Source organism: Cysteiniphilum sp. GTC20157 (assembly GCF_055396795.1).
In genome coordinates this window covers 1,310,213-1,329,876 of the sequence record NZ_AP044698.1, presented here as the reverse complement: position 1 = coordinate 1,329,876, position 19,664 = coordinate 1,310,213, and the positions used below count along the sequence as shown (strand labels likewise).

Annotated in this window: 15 protein-coding genes; 5 read left to right on the top strand and 10 right to left on the bottom strand. The window is 38.6% G+C overall.

Going from position 1 to position 19,664, the window contains the following annotated elements; translation table 11 throughout:
• Window positions 1-99 precede the first annotated feature (99 nt).
• Complete coding sequence (locus ACZ5V8_RS06010; RefSeq protein WP_464217053.1) at window positions 100-762, bottom strand: phosphoribosyl-AMP cyclohydrolase; 663 nt, start codon at window positions 760-762, stop codon at window positions 100-102.
• A gap of 266 nt (window positions 763-1,028) precedes the next feature.
• Between ACZ5V8_RS06010 and ACZ5V8_RS06005 the strand changes: the two genes are divergently transcribed.
• Window positions 1,029-1,310, top strand: a complete 282-nt coding sequence (locus ACZ5V8_RS06005) for a hypothetical protein (protein ID WP_440617558.1) — start codon at window positions 1,029-1,031, stop codon at window positions 1,308-1,310.
• Here ACZ5V8_RS06005 and ACZ5V8_RS06000 read toward each other — a convergent pair.
• From ACZ5V8_RS06000 to ACZ5V8_RS05985, 4 genes are all read right to left on the bottom strand, one after another.
• A complete protein-coding gene (locus ACZ5V8_RS06000) occupies window positions 1,307-1,735 on the bottom strand; it encodes a hypothetical protein (protein WP_464217052.1) in 429 nt (142 codons plus the stop codon). The two genes, ACZ5V8_RS06005 and ACZ5V8_RS06000, sit on opposite strands and share 4 nt — an antisense overlap.
• Entirely contained in the window at window positions 1,732-2,238 is a 507-nt protein-coding gene (locus ACZ5V8_RS05995) for a hypothetical protein (RefSeq protein WP_464217051.1), read from the bottom strand. The genes ACZ5V8_RS06000 and ACZ5V8_RS05995 overlap by 4 nt, the downstream gene beginning before the upstream one ends.
• A gap of 93 nt (window positions 2,239-2,331) precedes the next feature.
• Window positions 2,332-5,052: a PD-(D/E)XK nuclease family protein gene (locus tag ACZ5V8_RS05990; RefSeq protein ID WP_464217050.1), complete on the bottom strand. Its 2,721-nt coding sequence runs from the start codon at window positions 5,050-5,052 to the stop codon at window positions 2,332-2,334.
• Window positions 5,045-5,476 (bottom strand): universal stress protein, encoded by a 432-nt coding sequence (locus ACZ5V8_RS05985; RefSeq protein ID WP_464217049.1) that lies wholly within the window; start codon window positions 5,474-5,476, stop codon window positions 5,045-5,047. Before ACZ5V8_RS05985 ends, ACZ5V8_RS05990 begins: the two co-directional genes overlap by 8 nt.
• 190 nt (window positions 5,477-5,666) lie before the next feature.
• Between ACZ5V8_RS05985 and ACZ5V8_RS05980 the strand changes: the two genes are divergently transcribed.
• Complete coding sequence (locus ACZ5V8_RS05980; protein WP_464217048.1) at window positions 5,667-7,733, top strand: AMP-binding protein; 2,067 nt, start codon at window positions 5,667-5,669, stop codon at window positions 7,731-7,733.
• Window positions 7,734-7,946: 213 nt separating this feature from the next.
• On the opposite strand, the gene ftsZ is transcribed toward ACZ5V8_RS05980, so the two are convergent.
• Window positions 7,947-9,032, bottom strand: coding sequence for a cell division protein FtsZ (gene ftsZ / locus ACZ5V8_RS05975; RefSeq protein WP_440617552.1), 1,086 nt, complete (start codon window positions 9,030-9,032; stop codon window positions 7,947-7,949).
• Between the two features lie 384 nt (window positions 9,033-9,416).
• Between ftsZ and ACZ5V8_RS05970 the strand changes: the two genes are divergently transcribed.
• A complete protein-coding gene (locus ACZ5V8_RS05970) occupies window positions 9,417-9,887 on the top strand; it encodes a polyhydroxyalkanoate synthesis regulator DNA-binding domain-containing protein (protein WP_440617551.1) in 471 nt (156 codons plus the stop codon).
• 3 nt (window positions 9,888-9,890) lie between these two features.
• Here ACZ5V8_RS05970 and ACZ5V8_RS05965 read toward each other — a convergent pair whose 3' ends face one another.
• The 4 genes from ACZ5V8_RS05965 to ACZ5V8_RS05950 are packed head-to-tail and all read right to left on the bottom strand — an operon-like array spanning window position 9,891 to window position 15,084.
• On the bottom strand, window positions 9,891-11,720 hold the full coding sequence (locus tag ACZ5V8_RS05965; RefSeq protein ID WP_464217047.1) for an alpha/beta hydrolase fold domain-containing protein: 1,830 nt from the start codon (window positions 11,718-11,720) through the stop codon (window positions 9,891-9,893).
• 9 nt (window positions 11,721-11,729) lie between these two features.
• Complete coding sequence (locus tag ACZ5V8_RS05960; RefSeq protein WP_464217046.1) at window positions 11,730-12,347, bottom strand: MT-A70 family methyltransferase; 618 nt, start codon at window positions 12,345-12,347, stop codon at window positions 11,730-11,732.
• Window positions 12,348-12,938, bottom strand: a complete 591-nt coding sequence (locus tag ACZ5V8_RS05955; RefSeq protein WP_464217045.1) for a BglII/BstYI family type II restriction endonuclease — start codon at window positions 12,936-12,938, stop codon at window positions 12,348-12,350.
• 10 nt (window positions 12,939-12,948) lie between these two features.
• The gene (locus ACZ5V8_RS05950; protein WP_464217044.1) at window positions 12,949-15,084 is read right to left on the bottom strand and encodes an adenosylcobalamin-dependent ribonucleoside-diphosphate reductase; all 2,136 of its coding nucleotides are present in this window, start codon (window positions 15,082-15,084) and stop codon (window positions 12,949-12,951) included.
• 269 nt (window positions 15,085-15,353) lie between these two features.
• Between ACZ5V8_RS05950 and ACZ5V8_RS05945 the strand changes: the two genes are divergently transcribed.
• Window positions 15,354-16,097, top strand: coding sequence for an SDR family NAD(P)-dependent oxidoreductase (locus ACZ5V8_RS05945; protein WP_464217043.1), 744 nt, complete (start codon window positions 15,354-15,356; stop codon window positions 16,095-16,097).
• Window positions 16,098-16,172: 75 nt separating this feature from the next.
• Window positions 16,173-19,640, top strand: a complete 3,468-nt coding sequence (gene mfd / locus ACZ5V8_RS05940) for a transcription-repair coupling factor (protein ID WP_464217042.1) — start codon at window positions 16,173-16,175, stop codon at window positions 19,638-19,640.
• Window positions 19,641-19,664: the final 24 nt, after the last annotated feature.

The window sequence follows — 19,664 nt, the reverse complement described above, 5'->3', positions numbered from 1 at the left end:
CAAGCTTACCCACTTCGACTGATGCTCAGTGCATCGCTTCGACTTACGCTCAAGGTAAGGTAAGTACTTGTGGGTGAACATTTAGTCTTAGGCGATAAATCAATCTGAAAATGGTGCAGAAGAATGATGTAAGACAATTTTTAGCTGACCATTTGGCATTTTAACGTAAGCGAAGGTATATTCAACGGTTGTTACTTTACCCTCATCATCGGTAAAGTCATACGTACCCATCGCAATCGCCATATCACCATGGAAATACATCTCATCATTGTGGAAAATCACTTTTGTCCATGGCTGAAGCGCAAAGCCTTTATCTTCTTTAAATTTTTTGTTGCCACCAACAAAGTAAGAAAGTGCGGATTCCTTCGTTGGTCTAAACGGAATATCCTTTGCTTTAGTCGGTTTAAACATCACCACACCTTTTTCATAATTATAAGCATAGAGCTTATTGATTATTTTTCGCGCCACTTTCTTGTAGTTTTTTTTGTTGGTATAAGCCTCTCCTATTGCGACAATTCCTGCTGCCCATTGAGATTGTGCTTTTTCAACTTCTTCAACGGTAATACTATTAGTGCTTTGCGTGAGTGTTGTTAATGCTTTACTGTCAGTTGTAGTTGGTGCCGCTGCTGCATTTATTTTTTGCGTGGCAGCAATCCCAAGCACAAGAAACAAACTCAATACAACAGGTGTAATACGCCCTTTTAAATCCAATGACTTCACTTTTTCAGACTGAAATTTTAGTGATTTTTTATCGCTATCCATAAACCATCTCCTTTGTTAATAGCTTGTATCAATATGTATACCTTGGTGAGTTAAGCATCAAATTGCTAAATTTGCAATTTTTTTACATTTTGTGCTAGCCAATCGCTAAGAATTTATATTAAAGTAACTGGCAACTAATAAGCACCATGTTCAATTTTAGCTTATTTACCGAAGCAGGATGCTTAATTAGGACACGTGAATTGTAATATTTTGTTAAGTCGCAATGACAAAACAAATATAAGGACGAACGCATAGGGAGAAAATTAATGAAGAAAATCACCGTTGAAGAAAAAATTACTAACCTTTATCACTGCTCGATTTTAGAGTTTTTTCAACAGTGCATGCAACGTAAAATGGAAACCCATGATATAGCCAAATTACTCGATTGTAGTGTCAGTAATTTACGCCGTATCGCTCGTAAGTATAACTTTCATTTTCACCACCCCGAGCCAACACCGATGTTGGCGCAAAATCAAAATTTTCTGAAAAAGAAGCTTAATATCGATAATTTCCTCTCGCGTCGCTGGCGAATTGGGCAGTATGCTTAGAAAAAATACCTCTTTGTTGAAAATTGCCCACTTGGGTCGTCAATCGTTAAAGAGAAGCCTTTGTTTCGATCAAAACTGTTAGCAGCTAATTGCCATTGATTATTGCCTTGTCGAATAAGGTGTCTATTTTGTGGAATGCCTTGTTTGTCTACATAATGAATAATCACATAAGCACGCTCTTGTATAGCATTAAGCTTGATATGAAACGCCCCATTAGACTGATTAATAATTGCCAATAAGCTAAAGTGTTCTTCATCTATCTCAATACGTTGATCGACATTATGATTGCTGTTGTTAGAGGAGTCACTTGCAGATTCTGTTGTATCCGTTGCTGAGTCCACTTTCAATGGCGCTAATGAATACTCAGAAGAGCTAAATTGCCCAACATGCATATCGTGTACGGTAAACTGCACTGATTTCATCACGTCAATATTGCTACCCTGCCAAGTCCATTGATAACCATCTGTATGTAGCCGACGGTCATGTCAGCAAAATGTGGGTATTGATAACCTGAATTGCGTTGTAGTATTTTGCCCTGCCATTCATGCGAATAAACACGTGGCTCTTGTGGATAGCCAATCTCTAACCCTTTGGCATTTGTTTTGACACTTAATGGATGCGGAAACATCGCCTCTGAAAACATGTTTTGATTATTAAAACTCCAAATCAGTGACGACCACCAATCCGTTGTTGGGTAGGGTGAGCTCAATTGTGATGAGACCTTAGGTACTGCATTTAATGCAGTAAATGGTTTGCCACTGATGATATCTACTCTATTATGCAAACTATCGGTATAACTACCCTTTTCAAGCTGTAAGATATCAGCAAATGTTGGTGACAAACAAAATAATGAGCCAAAGCCTAAATATCGCGATAGGTGTGACACTTTAAAAAACTTAACAGGCAATAACAACTTATTTGTATTCATAATATGCTCCTCTTAAAGTGAAAAGAATATGTGCACATTTAGTATACAAATGAATAAAGAATCACAGGTGTTATTCTTGATGACTAAAGATGACTAGAAATAACTCATGCGACAAACAATCGCAAATTCACAATACTGACAACTAGCCGCTGAAGGCGTTAGCATCGACTCACCTGCGACAAAACTCGACATTTGTTCATCAAGTTGGACTTGCCAATAGTGCTTTAATGCCGTGTAATTTTGTGGTGCATCATCAGCTATTTTATTGCCTTTTTTCGCTGGATAAGCTTTAGGTTCGCCTTCTTGTATCCAATCGTCAATGCTTGAGATACTTTGCAAACCAATCTTCGCACCATTTACCGTCGCAACTGCCACGGCATCAGCATTTTCATAGATGGCATATAATGGCAGTTGAGATTCGGTAATCGGTGATTTGAGCAAATCACTAATTTGGTAACTTTTAGAGGTTTTATAATCAATGACTACCGTATGATTATCCAACAATCTATCGATTCGATCTAACCGTAGCTTAAGTGTCACGCCTGCAATCATGCATTTGAGTTCTTTCTCAAGTGCTAAGACCTCAAATGGCGCTTGTCGTGATTTCTCATAGTCAAGCCACTGTAAAATTACCTCTTGCAGACGCACAATCTCAACTTCTTTGATAAGTTGCGGCAGCATATTGATTAATGCCACATGCCTATTTAATGCTGATTGAACATGTTGCGCTACTTTTTCAATCAGCGTCTCTTTTGGCATATTAATTAAGTTGTCAGATGTTTTTAATTCGCGCCAAATCTGCTCTAGTACATGATGGATAATCACACCCTTCTCAAGCGCTGATAATATTGGCTTATGAGCTTTATCAGCATCTAGATGCAAACGATGAATCAATGCTGCGCGATACGGACATTCCGCAAAGTTTTTAAAAAATTGCGAACCACCCTTGAGTGTTTGACAGTCGTTAGCTGTCATAGCTTGTAATGCATTATCTTCAAATAGTGTAAATTGCACTTCATTACTCTTTTTGCAATCAAACTTTGTGTGATCATAATCAATTGTAGCTAGCCCCATCAGTAAAGGTGAGCACATTTGTATTTTTTCATCATTTAATAATGCATAGCTAAAATGAATATGTTTCGCCTGCTTTGTTAAACGCTTGGTAATGGTTTTGGCAAATTGAAGCTCACGCTCAACACTGGAATGCGGCATCGATTGTGATCTTTGCAATGACAAAGGCAAATAAGGATTCATATTGGCAAGACTTGGCCAGTTACTATCATTCATGCGTATCACAAACAAGTGATCAAAGTAAACTTCGGTTGCCTCAAGCATCCCTAGAATATGCACGCGTGGATTCGTTGTCGTTTCAGTTTGAAAAAGTGTGTTACTGGCTAAGGTTTGTAGCTCAACCAACCACTGATTAAATTCAAGCTTAATCTCTAAACGCGTTAATATGATAAGCTTATTAAGTAGCTTATAAAACTGTGTCAACGTCTGGTGTTCTATACTGGTAAGCTTGCAATGATCAAGATACCCAAGTATTGCGAGTGCTTCTTTTAACTTCTCAATAAAAGTAAAAGCCGTGATTTTACCCTCTTGCCTATGCGATTTATGAAAATGCAACATCTGTGTGATCACTTCCAATAAAATTGGATCACAATCATCAATAAATAACTTAAGCTTAATCAACTTAGCAAATTCAATGGATTCAGGTACTTTCGATTTAAGTACCTGTAGCTTTTGATATCTTTGTGCTTTGTAATCGCCATGCCCTTTAAGATAGCTCGAGCTTAACATCAACTTAATCTCATCATAGCTTAGCGTTTTACTCATCTTAAGCCATAGCATCAGCTGATAAACAATGCCTTGACACAATAAGCTTTCGCCACCTGATATGGTATATTCACGAGAACTGTTATCTAAAAGTGGGTTTGGCTTTTGTTCATCTGCAATAAAATACTGATCAAAGGCATCAGTCAAAGTATCAAATTGTGTCTGTAAATCTGGCACAATTACGCCAATTGTTGCTTGTGGCTCTCTTTGACTTAATTCAAAAACAGCTTTGGCAACTTTTTGAATCTCTAGTTGTTCCTCAAGGTATTCGGTTATGTTAACCTTGGTTTTTGTATCCGCTAAAGTCCAGTCATCTATAATAATATTAAGCTCAGAGGTGCAATGCGCAAAAAAGACGTCCATTTGCGGTGTCACAGTATCAAAACCGACAAGCATAATTTTATGATAATCTAAATACGCAAACGTCTTAGCTAATATCTCATGCTTTGCCAAAAGCGCTGTAATCAGGCGTGACTTATCTATCCAGTTATTTTCAGTTAAGGTGTTTTGATAGCGCTCGATCCATCTTAAAAATAAACGAACATTCTTATTATATGTTTCACTCTCAAGCGCTTCTGTCGTCAAATTCCATTGCTGTAACAATTGCCACGCACTAAGTACAAGCTTCGCCTGTTGCGCATTAGGCATAAAGACATCTGTATCTTCCTTAAGAAAGCTTAATAACAAAAATCGTGCTTCATCATCGCTGATCAGATTTGGTAATGAGGGATCTATCATTTGTGCATTAGCATATAGCGCATCCACAAATCCATCAAAGCTCATAAAAACATCACGCAACACAACATATTGCTGCTGATTGCGTGCATAGTCTAAATACATTGTCGTTAGATGATCTTTTAAGCGAGTATTAGCCGTAATAACGATTGTTTTGTTATCGATTTGATTTAATAAACTAAGGTAATGACTTATATCTTTATCGCCATTTAATTGACTTTGTGCATTTTTTGCATCAAGCATTTTTCAGAATGACCACATCACACGGTGCATTATTAGAGATCTTACTTGCCACTGAGCCCATGCGCCCAAAAACGCCATGGTGATGTCCATTGAGAATCAAAAGATCAATGTTTTGTTTTTCAATATATTCAATAATGCCATCTGCCACAGAATCCGCATCAATCACTTTGCAGATCACATGATCGTGTTTGGCAATATTTGCGGTAACTTCAGTAAACTTCTGTGTTAAGCGATCCTTGATTAATTGATTAGGTGTCTTCTCTGAAATGCCCGCGCCATAGCCATAATCAAACACTGTTTTGTGCACAGTAACAACATGCAAGTTGGCTTTTTTGGTTTTAGCATAATCAACCAAATGATCTAATACTTTTGCTACATCATCATTGACATCAATTGCATAAATAATATTTTGGTATTCAAACATTCATATCTCCTTTTTTATCTCTTTTTTACCTGATCAAAGTCACCTATTTTCATCCCTCTATACTCTATTGTGATCTTGGGATTAAGGTCAAGCGAATACTTTGCAGGAATGAACCTTTTTACTTCAATTTAATTTTAGCTACAATATCCTTGTTTTGTATTTTCAATAAAAGATCAATAAAGGACAAGTTATGGATAAGGATTTGAGTTTTTTATGCAATATGCCATTAGCGCCCCATGCCAGTGCTATCAAGCAATTGTTTACTAGCAAATTATCACCTCAAGAAAAATGGCAGCAACTAACACAATGCTATTTAACAGCCGATATTCCTTTTGATATTCATTATAAGCTATATCACCTTTGTTATGCTGAAACCGAATTTAAACCCATTTGGCTACCTGATAATGAGACAGTGAACAATAGCTATCTCGGCAAATGGCTTGAGAAGCTTAATTTTTCAGATGTTTCTCAATTTTATCAATACAGCATTGACTGCCCTGAATCTTTCTGGGGACAAGCGATTACTGACCTAAACTTATCCTTTAGCAACAAGCCAACAGCAAGCTTTGATATGTCATTATTCCCCTACACGCCAACATGGTTGCCGAGTGCTTCTTTTAATATTGCTGATTGCTGTATTGAGGTTGAAGAGGATCTTGCCATGAAGCCTGCGATTATTTATAAAGGGATGCGTTATGGTAAATGTGTTGAACAAACAATAAATTATGCCGAGTTCAAAAACTTGGTACTTACAATTGCTAGAGGACTTAAGCATCATTATCAATTAAGCCCCAAAGATACCGTAGCCATTATTATGCCGATGAATATCGAGGTAGTGGCAACTTACTTGGCCGTTATCTATCTTGGCGCGAGTGTTGTCTCAATTGCCGATAGCTTTTCTGAGAGTGAAATCAATAAACGACTTAAGATAAGTAACTGCAAACTCGTGGTAACACAAGATGTGATCACTCGTGGCAATAAAACATTGGATCTTTATCAAAAAATCATAAATTGTCAGGTTTCATCAATTATCTGTTTAAACACCAAACATCAAGGCATCAACTTACGCGCTAATGACATGTCCTTTGATGATCTATTGACGCCAAACAATATAAATATAACACCCGCCCCTTATCTACAGAGTGCACAAGGTGTTATCAACATTTTATTCTCATCAGGCACAACAGGCACACCAAAAGCCATTATTTGGGAGCAAAGTACGGCACTTAAAGTAGCAACCGATGCTAAGCTGTATATGGATACGAACAAAGAAGATATCTGGGCGTGGCCCACAAATCTTGGCTGGATGATGGGACCCTGGCTTGTATTTGCGGTTTTTTTAAATCGTGCAACGATGGTATTAACTGAAGATTTACCTACTTCGCTTGAATTCGCCCAGTTTATTGAAAAAACTCAAGTAACCAAACTGGGTGTGATTCCAAGTATTGTTAATGCTTGGCGCACTAATGCTGTGCTTGAGAAAGTTAATTGGCAGCATATGAAGCTCTTTGCCAGCACTGGTGAATCCTCTAATGTTGAAGATATGTTTTATCTATCATTACATGCCGGCTATAGACCGATTATTGAATATTGCGGTGGCACCGAGATTGGTGGTGCTTATATCAGCTCAACACTGTTGCAGGCGAATGTCCCCTCTCAATTCTCACAAGTTTGTTTTGGTATTGAGCTTAAGCTTTTGGATGAGAAGCATCATATTTTGTCACAAAACACTGTGTGCATTGGCGAAGCTGCGTTAAGTTCTTGTGCATTAGGCTTGTCCAACCGCTTATTAAATGCCGATAACAGTGATATATATTATCGTGATATGCCACCTTATAATAATACACCATTACGTCGACATGGCGATTTATTAAAGCGCTCAACTAATGGCTATTATCGCTCATTAGGGCGCGCTGATAACACCATGAATTTAGGTGGAATTAAAACCTCAAGTGCTGAGATTGAACAAGTGCTTTTAAATTTAGAACATATCTATGAGCTTGCGGCAGTGGCAGTGAATGATGAAATTGAAGGAATATCTAAACTCGTTATTTATGTCGTACCAACAGCACAAATGGATCTTTGTCAGTTAAAATCACAAATGCAAACATTGCTTAAATCGCGTTTAAATCCATTATTTAAAATAAGCGATGTTATTTTAATTGAAAAACTGCCCAGAACAGCAAGCAACAAGGTGATACATCGTCAATTAAAATCGCATTATGCACAATATTGTCAAAACAGTCCGTGTTGTTAAAAATTTATCAGGGATATAGGGATATTAAGTACCTATGTAATAATTCAAAAATAAGTTGAGCTTTAATTACTCCCCCTCACCCGTGCAGCTTAAGCTGCACGACCTCTCCCGCAAGGGGAGAGGTAATAGTTGACGCAACTTATTCTTGATTCATTACTATGCAAATATTATCAGGTATTTTTTTAGATTCTCAAGGAGCTATTGTTTAGGTGCTTAATTGCTATCTGGATTAGCTTTACGCGCTAAAGTTTGCCCTTCGGTTAAACTATTTTGGTTAGATTGAGTCTGTGTTTTTACTTGACGAATCGTATTATAACGTTCTGTCGTCACATCAACATCAAAGCCGGTTGCGATAATCGTAATATCAACAGTGTCACCCATATCTTCTTTGATAGAGGTTCCGATAATAACGGGCGCATCAGCAGAGGCAATCTCTGCCACTTTATCACCTAGCTCAGTAAATTCGCCTAAAGAAATATCATTGCTTGAAGTAACACACACCAATAAACCTTTGGCATCTTTAAGTTCAATATCTTCTAACAAATCACAAGAAACCGCCTTATCAACGGCTTTTAAAATACGATCTTCACCACCGGCGTGCCCTGTCCCGATCACTGCCAAACCAGGGGACGCCATAACTGTTTTCACATCGGCAAAGTCAACGTTGATGTGTCCAGGGGTTCGAATAATCCCAGTCATTGATGACATCGCATTAAAAAGTACATCATTGGCAGCATGAAATGCTTCCATTAGGGTTGTTCTGTCCCCCAATGATTTACGTAATTTATCATTAGGAATAACGATCAAGGAATTGACATGCTCTTGAAGCGCTGAAATACCTTGTCTGGCAACAACTTCACGACGACGCCCTTCAAATGAAAAAGGTGTCGTTACCACGCCGACCGTCACAATACCTTTACGCTTTGCAACTTCGGCAATAACACCTGCGGCCCCTGTACCGGTACCACCACCCATACCCGCAGTAATGAATAACATATCACAATCAGCAATAGCTTCCTCAATATGATGCATGCTTTCTTGCGCGGCTTTAAGACCAACCTCAGGATTGGCTCCAGCACCTAGTCCTTTGGAAATAAACTCACCAATTTGTACTTTGTGTGGTGCGGCATTCTTATCAAGTGCCTGCTTATCGGTATTCATCGCATAAATTTGCGCACCTTGTAAGCCTTTCTCGACCATGTAACCTACCGCGTTACCTCCGCCGCCGCCAACACCGATTACTTTAATGCGACCATGTTCAAAACCACTTGAATGTTTTTCTTGCTCTAAACTTGCCATCGTTTCTCCTAAAACTTTTCCCTTAACTAAAAACGCTTATAGTATATACGTAAATACGCTAAAATAACGATATTTCTGCGCTATCATGCAAAAATCTTTCGTAAATAAAAGAAATTGGCTAAGACTAAATGCTCACCCACAAGTGCTCACCGTACCCTGAGCGTAAGTCGAAGGGTAGCTTGTGAAAATCATACTTCATAAAGGCTTCGACTTACGCTCAGCCAACGCTTACACAATCAAAGTGGGCAGGAATATGGTCATAGCCAAGAAATTTAGCATAAATTATTTTTTGCATCGTGTATTTGCTTTTCGCATATATTGATATTGGGTGATTTATGTTACACTGCGATTCAAGCAAGTTTTCTAGATAATGGGAATTTTTTCATGGAGAAGCAATACGACAAAAACGAAGTTAGGCTCATTAAGAAGTATCCTAATAGGCGCTTATATGATACACAGGACAGCTGCTACATTACGGCAGAAGGTGTACATAAGCTCATTATTGAGCATGAAAATGTTGTTGTAGTTGAAAATAAAAGTGGCAAAGATATTACCCGAAGTGTATTGATGCAGATTATTAATGATCTTGAGGAGACCAGTCCAAGACAAATGTTTAGTAATGAGTTTTTAGCTCAAGTGATTAAATCCTATGGCACAGATATGCAAAATACATTGGTGATGTGCTTTAATAAAACATTGGATTTATATCTAGGACAAAAGCACGCCACCGCAGCCATTACTAAAAAACCAAATGCGGCAATCACACCAAGTGATTATTTCAATACCACCGCAAGAGACAATATTCACCGTTGGCAAAAATCATGGGATAATTTAAAAAGCTCTAAGAAGTCATAGTATTTATTTTGAGTTCAAGAAACGTTCAATCCGCTGATATAATACCTCACATTCTTGTGGCACCAATTTGCCAAAATTAATAAACCCGTGAATCATATTATCAAAATGATAATGATGTGTATCAACCCCTTTTTCCATCAAGCTTTGTGCAAAGAGCAAACCCTCATCTCTTAAAGGATCAAACCCTGCAGTAAACACCATAGTGCGTGGCATTTTTTCAAGATCGGTAATGTACAGCGGAGATATCTCGGGCTCAGTACCATTCATATCTTTAGGGCGATACTGTGAGTTATACCAATTAACTTGACGTGACTCTAACAAATACCCTTGACTAAACTCACGCATTGATTCTGTATTATGTGTTAAATCAGTTGTCGGATAGATGAGCACCTGATTGCTAACTATAAATTCACCTGTTTGAATGGATTTCTCAACACAAAGCGCGGTGTAGTTGCCTCCCGAGCTATCACCAATCATCGTAAAATCGTTATGATCTGCCTTAATATCAGCAGCATGCTCATACGCCCATTTAGCTACCTGATAAACATCATTAAACCCAGCTGGATATGGACTTTCAGGTGCTAAACGATAATCAATGGCTAACACCACACGATGGGTTGTATGAGACAGGTGCCTGCATGGTGTGTCAAATGAGTCCAGCGTTCCGGATACAAAGCCGCCACCATGAATATAAATCACAATAGGTAAATGTTCTTTAGGATTTGGATGGTACAAACGCACATTAACCTCACGCCCATCGACCTTCACTGCGAAATCACGCACAGAGGCAATATCAACCTCGCTACCGGCATATAACATAAGTGATGCTGCCGATTTGCGTACGCCTTCGATGGATAAGGTCTCATCTTTTTTATACTTATTGACGAAATCTAATAAGTTTTGCAGTTTTTCTGGTACCGCTTTTTGTCCATGATAAAGGGTTACTTCTCGAATACGCTCAGCAGCTGCTTTGGAAACAACAACTTCACTATTAGATTTTGCTAACACATTAAACCAGCTTTGTTGGCGCGGCGTCATTCTATCGCCCATGCCACTGATAGAGCTTGCAATACCTTGATCACTACAATCATTTTGTGAAAATTCGGTTAATTTTTCACCAACCCAGTGAATTAAAGCCACAGCCTTAGCATGGTTATCAAAGCGGGTTTGCAATATGCAGTCGTTATTATCAATATCATCCGACCACGGTACGTAATCAACAATAAAGTTACAAGGTAGATAATGAAGTCCCGCCTCGCGTGCTAAGGCAAATTCAGGAAAGGCAGTCATCCCAATAACCCCTCCGCCCATTGCTTGATAACATTTAGCATCAATCATTGTTGGAAATTGCGGACCTTCAATACATACACAAATTTGCCCAAAATGAATTGGAAAATCAAAGTTTGCCTTTTGTTTTTTAATAATATCAGCAGCTTTTTCACTGATTGGATGGGTTAATGATACATAGGCCAAAATGCCATCATCACAAAAAGTCGATTCGCGCAAACCCTTAGTGCGATCAATATACTGGTAGGGAATTGCCATATCACCAGGTTTTAATACCGTTTGCAAACTACGCACAGATGACAAGGCTAAAATAGCGGTTGCACCATATTTTTTAAGGGCATAAATGTTCGCGCGATAATTAATTTTACTCGGTAAAATATTTTCAGATTGTCCGGTGCGACACAGAAATAACATTTCTCTATTGCCAACTTTAATACGATAAAAGCCATTGGAGCATAGCCCAAATGGTGTCTCGCGTGGCAATGTTTCTACTATCTCAAACTCATCAAACTCTTCAAAGCCACTGCTACCGATAATTGCCCACATAACGCTTCCTTATAATGCTTGTGAATGATTAGCATAAGTATCCCAATCAGGCACATAGTTTTCTGATTGATTTCCCCATACTACCCAACTCTCTCGTGAACCTCTAGCAAAAAGCTCTAAATAAGGACCTGGACTACATGCTTCAATTAATTCATATTGCTCATCTGGTTTTCGGCTATGCTCACGCTTTCTAGATAGAAGAATATTTTCCTGACTTCGACCTGGTTGTAATGTTCTTGCGTTTTTGCCTCTTATTCCAAATAGGATTATCTCTGTTACATTTCTAAAATAGAATCCGACACCTCTTCGATCTGGGCCACCATCTTTACGAATTTTATACCAGACTAAATTTGTTTTATAAGTAAAGCCCCAAGATTTCATAACGTCAAGGCCTTCAGCTAGTAGTGCATTAGGAACCCATAAGTATAAATGAGATGTATCATCGGATACATCAGCTATAGGCAATTGTTTAATTTCATCTAGCGTTAACGTTGGATAACGGTTTAATCTTTTATGCTCAGGAGCGACCTTTCCAGTTCTATTTTGAAATTGCCATGGTGGATCTGCTAAAATTGTTTTAAATTTTTTGCCACCTAACTCATTGATAAAGTCTTCTTTAGCCCCCATTTAAACATCCTCTTCAAATAAACTTTTCTTAATCCCAAAAACAAGTAAAGGGCAACCAGCACCTCCGCCTCCACTTATTCTCGGTAATAACTTGCCAATGTGCGTTGTGGATGCGCCATAAGATGATCCTCGTCCAAGCTCATTAAAGAGTTCTTGTAACTCATCTGAGCGAGTAATAATAACCCCAACACTTATGGCTTTTAAATCAAATAGCAGTCTAAAATTATTAAGATCCCTATCATAAAAAGGGTCTTTATTATTCCATTCGATCTCTAACGCTACTCTATTTTTGAAGCAATCAACCTTATGTGTTGGGGAGTCATAATTCACACTATCTATAACTACTTGGGTGTTAAATTGTTTCTCAACCCAACCACGTTTGTACAAATATGTATCAATATATTCAGACACTTTTGATTTGCGCCCACCTGAGTTTACAATCCAACTTTTTTTTAGTTTAAAATCACTTAGCAAAGCAAGGAGCTCTGACCATTCTTCAGGAAAGTCTTCCTTTAAAATGGCACAAGCATGTTTATATTCATAAACCTCATAGTGTGAACGAACATAATCAGACAATACTTCAATTCCCATTGTTTACACCTCAAAACTTGCCGTAATATCCTTCTTTTAAAGCGTCATAAAGATTCGCTGCGGTGTGTTCTTCACCATCATATTCAATCATTTCATTGCCCTTTAGCTCAAGCACTGAGCCATCATCAAGGGTAAAACGATACTTGGTTTTCTCAAGATCTTCATCTTTAACCAATACACCTTGAAAGACTTCAGGATTAAACCTAAAGGTTGTACAGCCCTTTAAGCCTTGATGATAAGCATAAAGATATATGTCTTTAAAATCAGCAAATGGGAAATCCGTCGGCACATTAGCTGTTTTTGAAATACTCGAATCAACCCATTTTTGCGCTGCTGCTTGAATATCAACGTGCTCTTTTGGTTTAACATTATCGGCACTAATAAAATATTCAGGTAACTTTTGTGCTGGTTCCTTGGTAAAAGGCATTGCTTCTTTATTGATTAATTGGCGATATGCCAATAGCTCATAAGAGAATACATCGACTTTTTCTTTGGATTTTTTGCCCGCACGAATGACATTACGTGCATAGTGATGAGCAAAGCTTGGCTCAATGCCATTACTGACATTATTCGCTAATGATAAAGAAATCGTGCCAGTGGGGGCAATCGATGTATGATGGGTAAAGCGACAACCATGCTCACAAATAGCGTCAATAATCGAGATATCTTCTTTAGAAATGCGCTGCATATAGCGGCTATATTTGGCATGTAACATCCGCCCTTTTATCACATCACCCACTTTAATCCCATCTGCAGCCATCTCAGGACGCAAGCGCAAAAATTCTTCAGTGACGGTATAGTCTTTTTCAAGCACTGGCGCACTACCCTTTTCTTTGGCAAGTTTAACGCCTTCACGCCAGCCTTCTAGCGCCATTTGTTTGGCAACTTCTTCGGTAAATGCTACCGAGTCTTTGCTGCCATATTTCATCTTAAGCATGGTAATAGCAGATCCCAAACCTAAAAAGCCCATGCCATGGCGGCGCTTGGATTCGATTTCATGACGTTGCTCTTTTAATGGTAAACCATTGATTTCAACGACATTATCAAGCATACGCGTGAAAATACGCACGACTTTACGGTATTTATCCCAATCAAAACGTGCTTCTTTGGTAAATGGTGCTTCGATAAATTTAGTCAAATTAACCGAACCCAACAAACAAGAGCCATAAGGTGGTAATGGTTGTTCACCACATGGGTTCGTTGCACGGATCGTCTCACAAAACCAGTTGTTATTATCTTCATTAACCTTGTCGATCAAAATAAATCCAGGCTCAGCATAATCATAGGTTGATGACATGATCATGTCCCACAAACGACGCGCCTTGATCGTGTTATAAATCTTGCAAGCAACAAGACCTGAATCATCACTAATATAATCATCTTTAACTGGCCAATCACGCCATAATACTTGTGTTTTATCCTGCAAATCAATGTTATGTGCCTTTTGTTCAGCCTCAGTCATCGGGAAAGCCAAATGCCATTGACCATCATGCTCAACAGCATCCATGAAATCTTTAGTAATGAGTAATGACAGATTAAATTGGCGCAAACGCCCATCTTCGCGTTTGGCACGAATAAAATCAAACACATCTGGATGACCAACATCGAATGTGCCCATTTGTGCACCGCGCCTACCACCTGCTGATGCCACGGTAAAGCACATCTTGTCATAAATATCCATAAATGACATGGGGCCCGAGGTGTGCGCACCGGCTCCAGCAACAAACGCGCCTTTAGGACGTAATGTCGAGAACTCATAACCGATTCCACATCCGGCTTTAAGTGTTAACCCTGACTCATGTACTTTTTGCAAAATATCATCCATTGAGTCATGGATCGTGCCTGAAACCGTACAGTTAATCGTAGAAGTCGCCGGCTTATGTTCAAGCGCGCCGGCATTAGAGACGATTCTTCCGGCGGGAATGGCACCATTTCTTAGTGCCCACAAGAATTCTTCATAATGTTTTTGTTGCAACTTTTTGGTTGTCTCAACCTCTGATAATGCTTTAGCAACACGTTGATAAGTTGCATCAATATCTTGATCAACTGGCTCACCTACACGTGTTTTTAAACGATATTTACTGTCCCAAATATCCAAGGATGCTGCCTGGAAATCGATTGTTGGTATTGCTTCTGTCAATGACATGACGGGCTCCTCATAAGCTAAAAATAACAAAATACATTCGCTATTCTAGCGATATTTTTCACGAAAGGCGGCAACTTTTTCCTTGAATATTTCCGTAATATGACTTGACTCACTCTCCGTAATTAGATCTTGTGATAAAAATAAAACCTTTTGATGGCATGTATAAGAGCAAGATCTAAAAGACGCGATTAAAAATCATAAATTACATTTGCTTTCAGTCACTTTTTCTTTACAGTTATCAATCATAAGCAAAGCAATCAAGTTTAGTTATGTCCTTAAAAAAAACCATTATCATTACTGGTGGCAGTCAAGGAATCGGCAAGGCGTGCTGCGCTCTGTTTCGTGCCAATAATTATCAAGTGATTAATCTAGATATAGCCCAAAATGAACTTCAAGGCGTTGATTATATTCAAACGGATTTAAGTCAAGTTGCGGCAATCAATGAGTCTTTTAAGCAAGTTAAAGAAAAATATCCACGTATCGATGCGCTTATCTCTAATGCCGGCATTCACTTTTCAGCTAGTATTGAAAACACCACAGAGGCGGACTATTTTCGTGTATTAAACACTAATCTGACTTCTTGCTTTTTTGTGCTTAAGGAAACAATACAATTAATGAAGCACAACCCAAACGGTGGACGTATTGTTACGATCGGTTCGGATCAGTCTTTTGTTGCTAAGAACAACTCGGCAGTTTATGGCTTAACAAAAGCTGCAATTGCTCAATTGACCAAAAACATCGCCCTTGATTACGCTAAATATAATATTACTGCCAACTGTGTTTGTCCCGGCACCATTGAAACACCACTTTATTGGCAGGCAATAAAAAACTACTGTCAACAATCAGGTGCTGATATTGATACCATTCATAAAGAAGAACAATTACTACAACCGGCAAAACGCTTAGGACAACCAGAAGAAGTCGCCAGCTTGATCTATTATTTGATTGATCAAGCTGGCAGTTTCTTATTGGGTAGCGATATTGCCATTGATGGCGGCTATACTGCGCAATAATCGGCATCTTTTCTGGTATATGTTAAGGGAGTTCGATAAAATAATGCCACCGAATATTCTAGATTTAACTTTACCATGCAGATTCTGCCAAAAGCGACACGCAACATTTATGCCAATGCCATTCCTACGGCGCTATCGCTTGCTTTAAATGAATATATCTTAAACCATGATCAGCAGCCTCATTTGCTGGTATGTGAGAGCGCACAAGTCGCATTACAACTGTATGATGAACTATGCTTTTTACTGCCACAAAAAAACATTTTACATTTTGCTGATCTTGAGATTTTGCCTTTTGATTATTTCTCCGCGAGTGAAGATGTTATTTCCTCGCGCTTGAATACATTAAATCAGATTCTAAACAATCCTAATAGTATAATTATCGTCAGCGTTAATACTCTGACTAAATATTTGCCTCCAACATCCTTTTTACATACTAATGCTTTCATGATCAAAAAAGGTGACAGACTTGATCTGACTGAGAAAATGCGTCAATTACAGACGGATGGTTATCAGAAAGTCACCCAAGTGATTAGTCGAGGCGAATTTAGTGTGCGTGGTAGTATCTTGGATATCTTCCCAATGGGGTCAGATGACGCTTATCGTATTGATTTGTTTGACGATGAGGTTGATAGTATCCGTTGTATTGATGTCGAGACGCAACGTTCACACACCGCGATTGATGAAGTTAATATTTTACCGACACAAGAGTTTATACTGGATAAAAAAACACTCGATCAATTTGCGCTAAATTGGTATGAGCTAATACCGCACGCAGATACTCAAAATCAAATTTACCAAAGTATTATCAAAGGGCAAATGATCAGTGGTATTGAATTTTATCTGCCACTTTTTTTTGAGCGTGTTAACACCCTCTTTGACTATTTACAACAAGATACAATCATTCATAGCATTTATAACTGTCAATTGTCATTGGAGAAATATCACACTGATATTTTGACACGGCATGACCAGTTAGCGCATGATCGCGAGCGCCCTATTTTAAAACCTGAGCAGGTTTTTCTATCACCTGCTGCATTTAATGGTTTAATTAAAAACTTCTCACATATTAAATGGTTGCATCAGGATAAAACCAAAGCAAATAACCTTGAGGTTAACGCACTTCCTGATATTCATGTGCATTATCAGTATAAAGAGCCCTATCAAAAACTTCTGGATTTATTAACAAATACAAGCTTTAACAAAGTTATTTTTTGTGCTGAAAGTCCCGGTAGAAAAGCGCTTATGTATGAAAACTTAAGTAAATTGGGCTTAAAGCTTGATACCTATGTGAATTTTAGCGACGCACTTGAATCCACTTCAACACACTCGATCACGGTTGCGCCCTTTACCCAAGGTATTATTACGGAGGACGAAAAGAATAATAGGATATTGATTGTTACTGAGTTTGATCTGTTTGCAAATCACAGTGCCATCAATTTACGCACGCGTATTAAACAAAAAGATGAAAGTATACCCACTGTTGCCCTCAAAGATTTATCGGAATTAAGCTTAGGCAGTCCGGTGGTACATATTGAACATGGCATTGCTCGCTTTGATGGCTTGACTAAACTGGATTTCGGTGCTCAAGACACCGAGTTTCTAACGCTTAAATTTAAAAATGATGAAAAACTCTATGTACCCATTTATGCACTACATCTAGTCAGTCGCTATAGCGGCACTGAGCTTGAACACGCACCTATTAGTAAACTCGGTACCGACACTTGGCAAAAAGAAAAAGAAAAAGCCGCTAAAAAAATCAATGATGTTGCCGCTGATCTTTTGGCAATTTATGCAGAACGCGCACTTAAAGAAGGCTATGGCAATATCTTTCACGAGAAAGATTATCTGGCATTTTGTGAAGGCTTTCCCTTTGAAGAAACCCCTGATCAAGCCATTGCCATCAATGATGTCATTAAAGATATGCTCTCAAATAAACCAATGGATCGACTCGTGTGTGGCGATGTTGGCTTTGGTAAAACAGAAGTGGCAATGCGTGCGGCATTTATTGCCGCGAGTAACAATAAACAAGTCGCCGTTTTAGCGCCTACGACCTTATTGGCACAGCAACACTTTGATAACTTTAGTGACCGCTTTAGTGAAATGGGCGCGACAGTTGAGGTGCTATCACGCTTTAAAACAACCAAAGAGCAAAATGCGGCTATTAAACAAATCAACGATGGCAGTATTGATATCGTTATCGGCACACATAAACTATTATCTGAAAAGATTAACTTTCATAATCTGGGATTATTAATTATTGATGAGGAGCACCGCTTTGGTGTGACACACAAAGAAAAAATGAAAGCAATGCGTGCTAATATTGATATTCTAACAATGACAGCCACCCCTATTCCACGCACCTTGAATATGGCATTTTCGAATATTCGTGACTTGTCAGTCATTGCCACGGCTCCGGCAAAACGTCTATCGGTTAAAACTTTTGTCAGACAATATAATAACAGCACTGTTAAAGAAGCCGTGATGCGTGAGGCATTAAGAGGTGGACAAGTCTACTATCTTTATAATAGTGTTAGCACAATTTATCATAAGGCTGAGGAGTTACAGAAACTCTTTCCTGATATTAAAATTGCAGTAGCTCATGGTCAAATGCGCGAACGTGAACTTGAAAAAATCATGTTTGAGTTCCAACAAAATCGCTATCAAATTTTAGTATGTACCACGATTATTGAAACCGGTATCGATATTGCTAACGCCAATACCATTGTTATTGAACGCGCTGATAATTTTGGCTTAGCGCAATTACATCAATTGCGTGGACGTGTTGGGCGTTCACATCATCAAGCTTATGCTTATTTACTGACACCTCCTGAAACATCATTAGCAAAAGACGCTAAAAAGCGTCTTGAAGCTATCTTAGAAACTGAGTCTCTAGGTGGTGGCTATATGCTTGCCAATCATGATCTTGAGATCCGAGGCGCCGGTGAGATGCTTGGCAAAGAGCAAAGTGGTAACATGCAAGGTATTGGCTTTAACCTGTATATGGACTTACTGCAAAAAACCATTTCTGCCTTACAAAAAGGTGAAACCTTTGATGCAACCAAGATCAATCAATCATTTCAGCTAGATGCTCAGATTGAGCTGCGGATACCAACACTTTTCCCTGAAGAGTATATCTATGATGTGCACACGCGCCTTGGACTTTACAAGCGTATATCCAGTGCAGAGACACATGATGAACTCGATAGAGTTAAAGTTGAAGTGATTGATCGCTTTGGTTTATTACCCGAACATGCGCAATATTTATTTGACATTACTCATTTGAAATTAAGTGCAACACACCTTGGTATTCATAAAATCGAAATGCACTCATCAGGTGGTAAGATCAGCTTCAACACACCGCTTGAGTTTGATCCTATTCACCTTATCACGCTAGTGCAAATGCAGCCGCAAGATTTCCAATTAAGCCAAGATCAGAAATTGATGATTAAAAAAGCTTTACCTCAAGCCCAAGAGCGAATTGCATTTATTAGTGCGTTTATCGATAAGTTACAGTCAAAAATAAAACACACTATTAACATGTAGGGGCGTATCGCATACGCCCTGCCA